This is a genomic window from Streptomyces sp. ME02-8801-2C (assembly GCF_033793965.1).
Taxonomy (GTDB): Bacteria; Actinomycetota; Actinomycetes; order Streptomycetales; family Streptomycetaceae; genus Streptomyces.
The window spans coordinates 148,605-161,241 of sequence record NZ_JARAXP010000004.1; the positions used below are offsets into that span (position 1 = coordinate 148,605).

The following is a 12,637-nucleotide window of genomic DNA, read 5'->3' on the forward strand; positions in this document are numbered from 1 at the left end:
GGCCGTCCGTCATTCCGCCTGCCGTCGTGTTCGGTGAGAAGACGATCACGAGGTAGGACGCTGCGCACGCCGCTCTTATTGCGAACAGCTTGCAACTACACGCTAGCAACAAAAAGCCCCTCGCGTGACGCGCACGAGGGGCTTTTTGTTGACCGGTCTACGCGGCGACAGACGTGTAGTGCGAGGCGTCCCCCGCGATCGAGTAGCTCTCCTTGCCCTCGATGCCGACCGGGATGTCACCGGCGATGGTCACCCGGTGCAGACGGCGCGGCAGGCCGTTGTAGTTGTCGATGGCGTAGTGCTGGGTGATGCGGTTGTCGAAGAGGACGAGCTGGTTCGGCGACCAGCGGTGACGCAGGACGTTCTCCGGGCGCGTGACGTACGCCTGGAGCAGGTCCAGGATCTTGCGGGACTCGGTGACCGACAGACCGACGATCCGCTGTGCGAACCCGCCGATGAACAGCCCGCGTTCACCGGTCAGCGGGTGCACCCGGACGACCGGGTGGGCCGTACGGAACCCGATGGAAGTGAACTGGGCGCGCTGGGCGGCCTGTTGCTCGTCGAGCGCCTCGTCCGGCACCGCGTAGTCGTAGTCGTTGGTGTGCTCGGCCCACAGGTTGTCGGCCAACTGCCGCAGGGGGCCCGGCAGATCGCGGTAGGCGGCGGCCGAGCTGGCGATCAGGGTCTCGCCGCCGTACGCGGGGATCGTGATGCTGCGCAGGGTGCTGGCCTGCGGCGGGTTGAGGACGAAGGTGACGTCCGTGTGCCAGTGGTTGGCGGCGCGGCCCCGCTCGCTGTCGACGGGCAGGATGTTCGGCGCGCCGTCGACGGACGGCACGGTCGGGTGGGCGGTGGTCAGCTCCCCGAAGTGGCGGACGAAGGCCTGCTGACCCTCGTCGTCGAGGTTCACCTCGTCGAAGACCAGGGCCTTGTGGACGTTCAGGGCCTCACGGAGAGCGGCGACCTGCTCCTCGTCGAGGGGCTTGGAGATGTCCACGCCGGACACTCGGGCGCCGATGTTCGCGGTGACCTTCTGGATCTCGATGCCGGACATGCGCGGGTTCCTTTCGGAGTTCCTCAGACGAGGGCGGGAGCGGGAGCAGAGGCGGATGCGGAAGCGGGGCTGACGTACTGGTTCGCGGGGCGCGGAAGGCCGTATCTCTCGCGCAGGGTCTGGCGCGGCCCGTACTCGCCGCGCAGCAGACCGCGGGCGCGCAGGATCGGGACGACGTGGTCGACGAAGGCCTCGAGACCGGAGGGCAGGACCGCGGGCATGATGTTGAAGCCGTCGGCGGCGCCCTGGGTGAACCAGGTCTCGATCTCGTCGGCGATCTGCTCGGGCGTCCCGGCGAAGGTGCGGTGTCCGCGCCCGCCGCCGAGCCGCCCGATGAGCTGCCGTACGGTGAGACGCTCTCGCCGGGCCAGCTCGACGACCAGGGTGTACCGGCTCTTGGCGCCCTCGATCGCGCTCTCGGGCGGCAGGTCCGCCGGCAGCTGGGCGTCCAACTCCAGTGTCCCGGCGGGGAGCTTCAGCAGGTTCTCCAGATTGCCAACGCCGTGCGTGTACACGATGTGGTCCTCCAGGATCTGCTCGTTCGCCAGCGCCTCGGCCTCCGTCGAGCCGAGCACCGGCACGATGCCGGGCAACACCTTGATGTGCTCGGGGTCGCGACCGCCCGCCGCCGTACGGGACTTGAGGTCGGCGTAGAAGGCCTGCGCGTCCTCGATGGTCTGCTGGGCGGTGAACACGGCCTCCGCGTAGCGGGCGGCGAACGCCTTGCCGTCCTCGCTCGACCCCGCCTGCACGAGCAGTGGGTAACCCTGGGGCGTACGCGGCACGTTGAGGGCGCCCTCGACGCTGAAGTACGTCCCCTTGTGCCGGGGCGGGTGGACCTTCGTGTCGTCACCCCAGACGCCGGTGGCCTTGTCGGCGACGATCGCGTCGTCCTCCCAGCTGTCCCAGAGCTTGAGGGCGACATCGAGGAACTCGGCGGCACGCGCGTACCGCTGGGCGTGGGCGGGCTCCGCGTCGAGCCCGAAGTTCCGGGCGGCCTCGGCGCCGGCCGTGGTGACGATGTTCCAGCCCGCCCGGCCGCCGCTGATGATGTCGAGCGAGGCGAACTTGCGGGCCAGGTTGTAGGGGGAGTTGTAGGACGAGGAGGCGGTGGCGATCAGACCGATGTGCGTGGTCGCCGTCACCAGGGCCGTCAGCAGGGTGAGCGGCTCCAGGGCGCCTGCCGGACGCTGCGCGACGCTTCCCCACAGCTGGGGACTGTCGGCAAGGAACAGCGAGTCGAAGGTGCCCCGCTCCGCGATCTGGGCGAGCCGTACGTAGTGGTTCAGCTCGACATGGGCGTGCGGGTCGCTCTCGGGCAGCCGCCACGAGGCTTCGTGGTGGCCGGTGGTCATGAGGAAGGCGTTGAGGTGGAGCCGGCGGGTCATGGGTGTTTCCTTTGCTTACGAATGCCGGTGCGGAATCGTGGTAGCGGGCATGGAGGCCTGTTTTGTGCGGTGCCCTCTCGACGCAGGACCAGGTAGTTCAGCCCGTCCGGCGATTGAGGACGAGGCCCCTTCAGGGCCGACGCGGGGGCCTGGGGGCGGCAGCCCCCAGCGGACGGTCACCCCCATCGACGGTCACACCCAACGCACCGAGCAACAGCGCCCTGTACTCGCCACGCGCACCCACCTCCCGGTCGATCGCCAGATCGAGCCCGATCCGCCCCTCCTCCAGCACGAGCACCCGCTCGGCCAGCGCGACCGCCTCGTCCACGTCATGCGTGACAAGGAGCACCGACGGCCGGTGCCGCTCCCACAACTCCCGCAGCAGACCGTGCATCCTGATCCGCGTGAGCGCGTCCAACGCACCGAACGGCTCGTCGGCGAGCAGCAGTTCGGGCTCCCGGACCAACGACCGGGCCAGCGCCGTCCGTTGCGCCTCACCGCCGGACAGCTCACTGGGCCAGGCGCGTTCGTGCCCTTTCAGCCCCACCTCGGCGAGGGCTTCCCGGCCCTTCGCCGCCGCCTCCTTGCCGTCCGTGCCCAGGAGTACGTTGTCCAGCACCCGGCGCCAGGGCAGCAGCCGTGAGTCCTGGAAGACCACCGACACCCGCTCGGGCGCGGTGAGTTGACCACTGCCCTCGACCTCGTGATCGAGGCCGGCGACCGCCCGCAGCAACGTGCTCTTGCCGGAGCCGCTGTGCCCGAGCAGGGCCGTGAACTGCCCGGCCGGGATGTCGAGGTCGATCCCGTCGAGAACCTTGCGCCCGCCGAACGACCTTGTCAGGCCCCGGAGTTGGACGGCGGACCCGGACCGGGTCGTCAGTTGCTCAGTGTGCGTCGCCATGACAGCACCCTCCGTTCGATGAGACGGACCGCGCTGTCGGACACCAGGCCGAAGATCCCGTAGATGACCAGGCCGACGAGGATGACGTCGCTCTGGCCGTAGTTCTGGGCCTGGAACATCATGTAGCCGAGTCCACTGGTGGCGTTGATCTGCTCCAGGACGACCAGTCCGAGCCAGGACCCGGTCACGCCGAGCCGGAGTCCCACGAAGAATCCGGGCAGCGCTCCGGGGACGACGATCTGCCGGACGAACTGGAACCTCGACAGGCCCTGCACCTCGGCGAGTTCGACGAAACGGCTGTCGATGCCGGACAGCGCGGCATGCGTGTTGAGGTAGATCGGGATGTAGACGACGATGGCGATGATCGCGATCTTGAACGTCTCGCCGATGCCCAGCCACAGAATGAACAACGGGATCAGACCGAGCGCCGGGATCGCCCGGTTGAGCTGGACCGTCCCGTCGATCAGCGCCTCGCCCACCCGGCTGAGCCCAGAGGCCAGCGCCAGCAGGATGCCGCCGACCAGCCCGATCGCGAACCCGGAGGCGGCCCGTCGTACCGAGGTCAGGATGTCGGACGGCAGTGTCCCGTCGGTCCACAGCCGGGCGCCGGTCTTCACCACGGTCCAGGGCGCCGGGATCGCGGCCGGGTCGAGCCGCCCGGCGGCGGACGCGGCGGCCCACAGGGCGATGACGAGGGCCGGCCCGATGAGCGGAGCGGCCGGCAGCCGCTTCCCGGGGGAGAGCCGACGCCGCCTGCGAACCTGCGAGCCACCCTCCGCACCGCCCGGAACGGACCCGGCGGACCCGACGGGTTCCACCGGTGCGGCGGCCTCGGGGCCGGCGGAGGCGCCGGCCGTCACGGCGGTCACCGCCGGTACTCCGCGGCCACGGACTTCGCCGCGATGCCCTCGAAGCGGTGGTCGAAGAGCGAGCTCACGTCGAACTTCTTCACGAAGCCGCCCTCCGCGAGCAGATCGGCGGTCTCCTGCTCCCACTTGATCGCCTCGGCCCAACTCGCCGGGAACAGCATCTTGTTGGCGAGCCTGGAGATCCCCTGTGCCTGGGGCAGGGTCAGATTCTGCGTCTTCACGTAGAACTCCTCGTTCCAGATGCCGGGGTTCTCGTACGACCACACCAGGCCCTTCGCCCAGTACGGGATGTACGCGGCGATCGCGGCGGCCTTCGCGGGGTCGTTCAGCACGGAGACCGGCGCCCACAGCAGGCTGAGCAGGTCGACCACGTCCGTGTCGATGCTGCGGGCACCCTTGCCGCCGTACTGCTGGAAGTACGCGGGCGCCTGGGCGATGGCCAGCGGCGCGATGTCCACCTGGCCCGACTGAAGGGCGGTGAAGAACTGGTTGCTGGTGAGCGGGACGAGCTTCACGTCGTCGTACGCGAGCCCGGCCTTCTCCAACGCCCGCAGAAGTACGACGCCCTGCGCCTGTCCCTGGGAGAAGGCGAGCTTCTTGCCCTTGAAATCCGCGACCGACCGGATATCGCTGCCGGGCTTGGTGGCGAAGAGATAGTTCGGCTTGCGGGTGACGTTGATCGCGACGATTTTCGCGTCGAATCCCTGGAAGTGCGCCTGGATCGGCGGAATACCCGCGTTGTTGGCGAGATCGAGAGAGCCGGCCCGGAAGGCGTTGATGACATCGGGGCCGGCGGAGATGTTCTCCCAACTCGACACCTTGAACGGCAGATCCCCCAACTTGGCCAGCTTGAACTGGAGTTCCTGGGTGCCCGAATACGAGTTGATCTTCAGGCTCGTACCGGCCGGAATCCTGTCGGCGAGCGGAGCGGTCGAGGCACCCTTGGTGTCTGCGGCGGCGCTGCTGTCGGCGCAGCCGCTCAACCCGGCGACACCGGCCGCGGCGCCGAGCAGGGAGGTGAGGAAGAGCCGTCGGTCGACACCGGGCACGGGAGAGGAAGGCATGGGAGGACTCCGTGAGTTGGGAAGGCTGGAGCGCATGCGGAATTCGGGGCACGAGGAGGCCCGGGAAAGGGAATTCACGCAGAAGGAAGGGCGAGCGGAAAGCTCGGAAGAAATGAGCGCTTCACACGTGGCAACGTGTCAGCAACAGTGGCGACGTGTCAGCAACAGAGGGTGCGACAGCTCACGAAAGGGCTCATGAGAACGATGTTCCAGGTCATGCGTGGTCCCTGTCAACATTCGGAGTTTCTGAATTAAGTAACCTCAGGTGAGGCGGCCCGCGGCCAGCGGATCCCGGTACAGCACGTCGAGTGCCACCGAACCACCCGCCACCGCGAGCACCGAATCCGGGAAACTCGTCGGCACGACGGAGGACGCGCGTTCCACCCCGACCTCCTCGCGCAACGCGGCCAGGCAGTCCTCGCGGTGAATGACCCCGACCTCGGTCACGACCACCGTCTCCGGATTCAGCACATCGAGCAGCAGCCGCATCGCCCGCCCCACGGCACCCGCCCGCCGCACCAACAGCCCCACAGCGTCGGGGTCGCCCCCGGCCGCCGCCGCGACCACCCGCATGGGGTTCGTGCCCGCGATGACGCCCGCCTCCCGCGCCCGCCGGCACAGCGTCCGCTCGCTCAACTCGGCCTGCAGGCACGCCGTACGCCCGCAGTCGCACAGCTCCGTCCCGCCCGGCACCGGAAGATGGCCGATGGCGCCCGCCTGGGAGCGCGGCCCGTGGTGCACCTTGTCGTTGGTCGCGAACGCCGCGTCGACCACGTTGCCGACGAAGAGATGCAGCACGCTCCCCCCGTCCCGCGCCGCCCCGAACAGCCGCTCCGCGTTGACCAACGCCCGCGCGTGCCCGTCCACATGGGCCGTCAGCCCGGTGCGAGCCTCGAGGATCTCCCGGACCGCCACGTCCCGCCAGCCCAGCAGCGGATGCTCCACGACGGTCCCGGACTCCCGGTCCACCCAGCCACCCACGGCCACCCCGACACCGAGGGCCCGGCAGCCGGGTACGCCGTCCAGCAGCGCCCGCAGCCCCGCCGCGGCCCGCTCCAACACCCAATCCGGGTCGGTGCGCTCGTGCTTCAGCTCCCGCTCGACCACCACCCGGCCGCGCAGATCGAGCAGCGCCACCGTCGTGTACGGCACGGCCACATGCACCCCGGCGACCACGAACCGTGAGACGTCCAGATCGACGGGGACGTGCGGGCGCCCCACGCCGTTGGAGCGCCGGGGCACGGACTCCTCGCGGATCAGGCCGAGTTCGGCGAACCGGGCGCAGTAGTCCGTCACCGACGCCGGCGACAGCCCGGTCAACCGGGCGATGGTGCTGCGCGCCACGGGCCCGTGCGCGAGCACGGACCGCAGGACGACACTCGCACTCGTCCTGCGCCGATCGGAATCGGCGGCACGAGGCACGCGCGAAGGGGAGGGCGAGGGGGAGGCGGAGAGAGATGAAGTGCGAGAGGAGATGGGAGAGGAGATGGGAGAGGAGATAGAGGAGGAGACAGGGGAGGAGTGGGGAGAAGAGAGGGAGGTAAGGGTGGGTGCCGTGGCACGGGGCATGGCGATCATCCTCGGGAACGGGTCCGACACTGCGCCGTCTCAGAAGGACTCGGGGAGCTGCGAATGCCCGCTCAGGGAGTCCTGTGGAGCGAGGCGCGCCGGAGCCGCCTCACCCGGGGCGGCGACAGGTGGCCGTGCCCACGCGTCGCAGGTCGACATGGCGACGCGACGAGAAGTACCGGGACTGGGCGACCATGCGCTCGAAGCTAGCAAAGCGCGCCGACCCTGCACAGACGACGACCGACGGGCGAGACGGCACGTGTCCGGACCGGGGCCGGACCTGGGTCGAAGCGCAACCTGACCCGGGCCGGACGTCCGGCCGAATTGGCGGAACCCTACAGAGCCCGCCTCCGCTACCCCCGTAGCCGAAACCACCTCACCTCAGTGACCGGTGTCACGCCGTACCGGGTGTAACCACCACCGTTTGTACGGAGCCCACCAAGCCGCCCGCGCCCCCTTTGTCGATCGCTGACGGTGATCGGCCCGAGGACGCTGGGATAGCGTCGCGATGTCCTTGCCGCCCACATCCCCGCGGAGTACCCATGGCAACCGCCGTCGCCACCGCCCGCCCCGGTCAGGTCCTCGCCGATCTGCTCCCCGCCTCCCGCGTCCGGGACACCGCGCTCGTGCTCGGCGGTGCCGGGCTCGTCGGGATCGCCGCCCAGATCGCCGTCCCCGTGCCCGGCTCGCCGGTGCCGGTGACCGGACAGACCTTCGCCGCGCTCCTCGTCGGCACCGCGCTGGGCGCCGGCCGCGGCCTCGCCGCCCTCGTCGTCTACGCCCTGGCCGGTCTGGCGGGCGTGCCGTGGTTCGCGCAGGGCGGCTCGGGCACGTCGGTGTCCTTCGGTTACATCCTCGGCATGGTGCTCGCGTCCGCCGTCGTGGGCGCGCTGGCCCGACGCGGCGCCGACCGCTCCGTACCGCGCATGGCGGGCACGATGGTGCTGGGCGAGGCGATCATCTACGCGATCGGCGTCCCGTACCTCGCCCTGGCCGCCGACATGAGCGCGAGCGCGGCGATCGCCGCCGGTCTGACACCGTTCCTGCTCGGCGACGCACTGAAGGCGGCCCTCGCGATGGGCATGCTGCCGACGGCCTGGAAGTTCCTCAACCGCTGAGTCCCCCCCCACGGACGTTGACGAGATCCGGGATGCCACACAAGGCATCCCGGATCTTCTGCGTACGGCCCTGACTGAGCCGTCAGCCGTCAGCCGTCAGCCGTCAGCCGTCAGCCGTCAGCCGTCAGCCACTCATCCACCCATTCGATCGGTCGCTCAGGCCTGTGACTGCTGGCGGGGCCGCCGCTGTGACCACCACATGCCCGCCGCTCCGGCGGACAGCAGCGCGGCGCCGGCCGCGCCGAGCGGGAGCAGGTCGCGCGCCGGACCGGTCCTCGGCAGCTTGTCGCCGCCGGGGGCCACCGGCTTGTTGTCGGTGCCGAGCAGCAGCGGGGTGGCCGGGGCGTTCGGCGACGGGTTGTTCGTCCCGAACGGGACCGGGCCCTGCTGCCAGAACGTCTTCGCGCCGTCGGCGGTCTGGACGGGCAGACAGATCTTGCCGGTCTTGCCCAGGTCGAACGTCGCTTCGACGTCGTACGACTTCGACTTACCGGCGGCGAGATTACCGACGGCGCAACTGAAACCGCTGTTCGAACCCGGCGGCAGATCTTTTTCTGCAATCTCCGAGCAGCCCTGAACGTTCTTGACCGTCATACCGTCGAATCCGACGACCAAAAGCCGGACGGCGCCGCTCTCCTTGCTCCCCTCGTTCTTTACTGTGGCGGTGAGTTCCGTTTCTTTCGAACTGTTGTCGACCGAGATGCTCTCGGGCAACTGTGTGGTCAACTTGACGCCTGCCGGCGCCGCGTCAACGGCCTTTCCCCCCTTGCTGCTTCCGGGCCCCTGGTCATCCGCGCTGGCGGTGAAGGAAAGGATCATCACGGCCGAGAAAGATGCCGTGAGCAGCGATCCCGCGATGACCGTCGTGCGACCAGAACTCATGTTCGTCCCCCTTGGATCCCCCTGGACCGCGCCTGAATTCGCGGTCCATGAAGAGGTACCACAAGATTTCCCGCCACTATGCTGATACGGCATGAAGTGTGACCATTGTGGTTCTGGTGGGGCGCGCGTTGAGGGGGTGCAGGGGATTGCGGGGGAATATGGGCGGCGGTGCTCCCGATCTGGTGGTGACAGGTCGATATCGGCTGGTCGAAAGTATCGGCCAGGGGGGAATGGGACGGGTGTGGCGGGCCGTCGACGAAATGCTCGACCGACCGGTGGCCGTCAAGGAAATGCGCATCGACGGACTCGACGCGGAGGACACCCGAACCCGCCGCGAACGCACACTCCGCGAGGCCAGGGCAACGGCCCGGATCGACCACCCCAACGTCGTGCGCGTGTACGACGTGGTGGACGAGGGTGAACGCCTGTGGATCGTCATGGAGTTGGTCGACGGCCGCTCCCTCGAGCAACTCCTGGCCCAGGACGGCCCGTTGACCCCGGCCGGCGCGGCCCGCCTGGGCCTCGGCCTGGTATCCGCACTGCGCCAGGTGCACGCCGGAGGCGTCCTGCACCGTGACATCAAACCGGGCAACGTCCTGGTGGAGCAACGCGACGGACGGGTGGTCCTCACCGACTTCGGCATCGCGGCCATCCAGGACGCGAAGGCGCTCACGATGGTCGGAATGCTCGTCGGCTCCCCCGACTACATGGCCCCGGAACGGGTGTCCGGCCGACACCAGGGCCCACCGTCCGACGTGTGGTCACTCGGCGCGACCCTCTGCGCGGCCCTGGGCGGCGGCTCCCCGTTCTCCCGCGAAACGACCCTGGCGACACTGCTCGCGGTCCTGTACGAGGATCCCGAACTCCCCGCTGAGGCAGGCCCGTTGCGCGACATCCTGGCCGCACTCCTGGAGAAGGAACCGTCGGCCAGGCCCGCACTGGAGGACGTGGAACGGACACTGAGGCCGGTGGCGTTTCCGGAGCCGGGGCAGGTGCAGGAGCAGGAGCCGCAGGAGGAGCCGGGGGAGAGGGAGGGGGAGCCTCCGGAGCCCCCGCCCACCGTACAACCGCACGAGGACACCCCCACCCCCGCCTACCTGGACGCGTCACTCGTCAGGGCAGCGCGACAGGCACGGGAACACCCCCAGGAGGCCTCCAACGCCTCCACAGAAGTCCCCTCCGAAGTACGGTCCGAGGCCGGCTCGGCGATCCCCGCCCGGAGCGCCGGGATCTCACTGATCCGAGAAGAGCTGCGGCACCGGGCGTCGCGCCCGGACCTGCAGCAGGCGGCCGACCTGCCGACGGCCACGCGAACAACACCACCGGTAACACCACCACCGGAAAGGCCGCCCGGCGAACTGCCGGGCCCCGCGACCCCGCACGAACCCCACGAAGGCCAGGGCTCGCGCCACGCCCGCCGCAGGCTGGGCATGGTGGCCGCCGGTGTAATCACGGCAGGAGCGGTGATCGGAACAATCCTGGTGGCGACGGCGGGCTCCCCCGGAGGCAGGGACACGGCGACTCCGGGATCGCCGCCAGAAACCTGGGCGTCGTACGAGCCCGCGCCCCCACAGCCCGCCACCCCACTCACATCAGAACCCACCCCTGAACCCACCCCCGAATTCACACCCGAACCCACTGTCGAGGGCACCTCGCGCCCGCGCAGCCTGCCGCCGGGCGCGCACGAGGAGGCGGGCGGATACGCGTGGGCGACTCCCGGAGGCTGGCGCCGGGACGTGAAGACGGGTGCCGAGGTGCACTACACGTCCCCCGACGGCAGGCAGGAACTGCTCGCCAAGTCCTCCCTGGCCAGGGGCGAGTTGCTGGAAACGTGGGAGGAGTCGGAGCGCAACGCCCGCCAGGGCCGGGACTACACGAAGATCACCCTGGCGGAGACGACGTACCAGGATCACCCGGCGGTCGTCTGGGAGTACACCTTCACTCTGGACGGCACGCACTGGCACGCCAGACTGCTCGGCTTCGACGTGGAGGGGAAGTCGTACCAGATCAGCACCTGGTACCACGAGGAGATCGAGGACGAGGCAGTGCGGACCTACGAAAGGGCGAAGGAGTCGTTCACGGTGCTGTGAACGACTCCTCCTCAACCAGCCGAACGAGCCGAGCGGGTCGAACGAGCCGAACTAGCCGAGCGGGTCGAACGAGCCGAACTAGCCGAGCGGGTCGAACGAGCCGAACTAGCCGAGCGGGTCGAACGAGCCGAACTAGCCGACCTTGACGACATCGTCGACGCCATCGCCGTCATCGGCGCCCCCCGTGCCCTCGGCACCAGCACCCACACCACTGCCTCCACCACCATCACCGACTGGCACCCCGCGCCCGGTCTTCTGCCGGACGACGGAGATGGCGACCACCACGGCCGCGACCAGCAGCGAGAGCAGAACGGTCTCGCGTCCGTCGTGTTCCGTGTCGGTGAGCATGTAGCCGAGGACGAACACGATGAGAGCGGCGGTCGCCCAGGTCAGATAGGGGTACAGCCACATTCGTACGACGAGCTTCTCCGGGGACTCCCGCTCGATGATCTTCCGCATGCGCAGCTGCGAGAAGCAGATGACCAGCCAGACGAACAGGGCGACGGCGCCGGAGGAGTTGACGAGGAAGAGGAAGACCGAGTCCGGGAACTTGTAGTTGAAGAAGACGGCGACGAAGCCGAAGACGACCGAGGCGACGATCGCCGCGAGCGGTACGCCACGGGACGTGGTCCGCGCGAAGGCCTTCGGCGCGTCACCGCGCTCGCCGAGGGAGAAGGCCATGCGGGAGGCCGTGTAGAGCCCGGAGTTGAGGCAGGAGAGCACCGAGGTCAGCACGATGAAGTTCATGATCTGACCGGCGTGCGCGATACCGAGGGAGTCGAGGGCGGCGACGTACGAGCCGTCCTCCTTGATCGAGGGGTCGTTCCACGGCAGCAGCGTGACGACGACGAAGATCGAGCCGAGGTAGAAGACGGCCACACGCCAGATGATGCTGTTGGTGGACTTGGTGACCGCTCGCTGCGGGTCCTCGGACTCCCCGGCGGCCAGCGTGGCGATCTCGCTGCCCATGAAGGAGAAGACGACGAGCAGTACGCCGGTGAGGATGGCGCCGGGCCCGTTGGGCAGGAAGCCGCCGTGGTCGGTCAGATTGCCGAGCCCGGCCTTGTCGCTGTCGACACCGGGCAGCACACCGAACACGGCGAGCCCACCGATGATGACGAACGCGCTGATGGCCACGACCTTGATACCGGCGAACCAGAACTCGAACTCGCCGTAGGAACCGACGGAGACGAGGTTGGTGGCGGTCAGCACCACCATCACGATGAGCGCCCAGGCCCACTGCGGTACGGCGGGAACCCACCCCTCGAGGATGGTGGCCCCGGCGGTCGCCTCGACGGCGAGTACGACGACCCAGAAGAACCAGTAGAGCCAGCCGATCGAGAACCCGGCCCAGCGCCCGAGCGCCCGGTCGGCGTGCGCGGAGAACGAACCGGAGGTCGGGTTGGCGGCGGACATCTCGCCGAGCATCCGCATCACCAGCACGACGAGCGTACCGACGAGGGCGTAGGAGAGCAGGATGCCGGGTCCGGCGGTACGGATACCGGAGCTGGATCCGACGAAGAGTCCGGCTCCGATGACACCGCCGATGGCGATCATCGAGAGATGTCGGTTCTTCAGTCCGGCCTGAAGACCGGTGGTCGGCTGCGAGGCCATGGGGGAATTCCTTTGCGCCGGGTGAACGGGGTAAGCGCGCCGGTGGGGACGGCGTAAACAGTCGGTCCAGTGAATCGGAGGCATAGGG

The 12,637-nt window shown here is 69.1% G+C and carries 10 protein-coding genes; 2 read left to right on the forward strand and 8 right to left on the reverse strand.

Annotated elements, in window-relative coordinates; genetic code table 11:
- Positions 1-157: 157 nt before the first annotated feature.
- The 6 genes from PV396_RS13980 to PV396_RS14005 all read right to left on the reverse strand — a co-directional run bounded on the left by PV396_RS13980 (position 158) and on the right by PV396_RS14005 (position 6,854).
- Positions 158-1,054 (reverse strand): TauD/TfdA dioxygenase family protein, encoded by an 897-nt coding sequence (locus PV396_RS13980; RefSeq protein WP_319204337.1) that lies wholly within the window; start codon positions 1,052-1,054, stop codon positions 158-160.
- Between the two features lie 23 nt (positions 1,055-1,077).
- Entirely contained in the window at positions 1,078-2,442 is a 1,365-nt protein-coding gene (locus PV396_RS13985) for an LLM class flavin-dependent oxidoreductase (RefSeq protein WP_319204340.1), read from the reverse strand.
- A gap of 130 nt (positions 2,443-2,572) precedes the next feature.
- Positions 2,573-3,343 carry an ABC transporter ATP-binding protein gene (locus tag PV396_RS13990; RefSeq protein WP_319204343.1) on the reverse strand — a complete coding sequence of 257 codons (771 nt, stop codon included), beginning with the start codon at positions 3,341-3,343 and terminating at the stop codon, positions 2,573-2,575.
- Positions 3,319-4,161 carry an ABC transporter permease gene (locus tag PV396_RS13995; protein WP_319205505.1) on the reverse strand — a complete coding sequence of 281 codons (843 nt, stop codon included), beginning with the start codon at positions 4,159-4,161 and terminating at the stop codon, positions 3,319-3,321. The genes PV396_RS13990 and PV396_RS13995 overlap by 25 nt, the downstream gene beginning before the upstream one ends.
- A 47-nt stretch (positions 4,162-4,208) precedes the next feature.
- On the reverse strand, positions 4,209-5,276 hold the full coding sequence (locus PV396_RS14000) for an ABC transporter substrate-binding protein (protein ID WP_319204345.1): 1,068 nt from the start codon (positions 5,274-5,276) through the stop codon (positions 4,209-4,211).
- Between the two features lie 261 nt (positions 5,277-5,537).
- The gene (locus PV396_RS14005) at positions 5,538-6,854 is read right to left on the reverse strand and encodes an ROK family protein (protein ID WP_319204347.1); all 1,317 of its coding nucleotides are present in this window, start codon (positions 6,852-6,854) and stop codon (positions 5,538-5,540) included.
- Positions 6,855-7,387: 533 nt separating this feature from the next.
- On the opposite strand from PV396_RS14005, the gene PV396_RS14010 reads away from it, so the two are divergent.
- On the forward strand, positions 7,388-7,963 hold the full coding sequence (locus tag PV396_RS14010) for a biotin transporter BioY (RefSeq protein WP_319204349.1): 576 nt from the start codon (positions 7,388-7,390) through the stop codon (positions 7,961-7,963).
- Positions 7,964-8,119: 156 nt separating this feature from the next.
- Here the strand turns inward: PV396_RS14010 and PV396_RS14015 are convergent, their stop codons facing one another.
- Positions 8,120-8,845: a hypothetical protein gene (locus PV396_RS14015; RefSeq protein ID WP_319204351.1), complete on the reverse strand. Its 726-nt coding sequence runs from the start codon at positions 8,843-8,845 to the stop codon at positions 8,120-8,122.
- A gap of 230 nt (positions 8,846-9,075) precedes the next feature.
- Between PV396_RS14015 and PV396_RS14020 the strand changes: the two genes are divergently transcribed.
- The gene (locus tag PV396_RS14020) at positions 9,076-10,935 is read left to right on the forward strand and encodes a protein kinase domain-containing protein (RefSeq protein ID WP_416071399.1); all 1,860 of its coding nucleotides are present in this window, start codon (positions 9,076-9,078) and stop codon (positions 10,933-10,935) included.
- Between the two features lie 132 nt (positions 10,936-11,067).
- Here the strand turns inward: PV396_RS14020 and PV396_RS14025 are convergent, their stop codons facing one another.
- On the reverse strand, positions 11,068-12,549 hold the full coding sequence (locus PV396_RS14025; RefSeq protein ID WP_319204356.1) for an amino acid permease: 1,482 nt from the start codon (positions 12,547-12,549) through the stop codon (positions 11,068-11,070).
- Between the last annotated feature and the right edge of the window lie 88 nt (positions 12,550-12,637).

Excerpts from the sequence above, each read along its gene's own strand:
- PV396_RS13980 (WP_319204337.1), bottom strand. The coding sequence starts at position 1,054 with ATGTCCGGCATCGAGATCCAGAAGGTCACCGCGAACATCGGCGCCCGA.
- PV396_RS13985 (WP_319204340.1), bottom strand. The coding sequence starts at position 2,442 with ATGACCCGCCGGCTCCACCTCAACGCCTTCCTCATGACCACCGGCCAC.
- PV396_RS13990 (WP_319204343.1), bottom strand. The coding sequence starts at position 3,343 with ATGGCGACGCACACTGAGCAACTGACGACCCGGTCCGGGTCCGCCGTC.
- PV396_RS14000 (WP_319204345.1), bottom strand. The coding sequence starts at position 5,276 with ATGCCTTCCTCTCCCGTGCCCGGTGTCGACCGACGGCTCTTCCTCACC.
- PV396_RS14005 (WP_319204347.1), bottom strand. The coding sequence starts at position 6,854 with ATGATCGCCATGCCCCGTGCCACGGCACCCACCCTTACCTCCCTCTCT.
- PV396_RS14010 (WP_319204349.1), top strand. The coding sequence starts at position 7,388 with ATGGCAACCGCCGTCGCCACCGCCCGCCCCGGTCAGGTCCTCGCCGAT.
- PV396_RS14015 (WP_319204351.1), bottom strand. The coding sequence starts at position 8,845 with ATGAGTTCTGGTCGCACGACGGTCATCGCGGGATCGCTGCTCACGGCA.
- PV396_RS14020 (WP_416071399.1), top strand. The coding sequence starts at position 9,076 with ATGGGACGGGTGTGGCGGGCCGTCGACGAAATGCTCGACCGACCGGTG.
- PV396_RS14025 (WP_319204356.1), bottom strand. The coding sequence starts at position 12,549 with ATGGCCTCGCAGCCGACCACCGGTCTTCAGGCCGGACTGAAGAACCGA.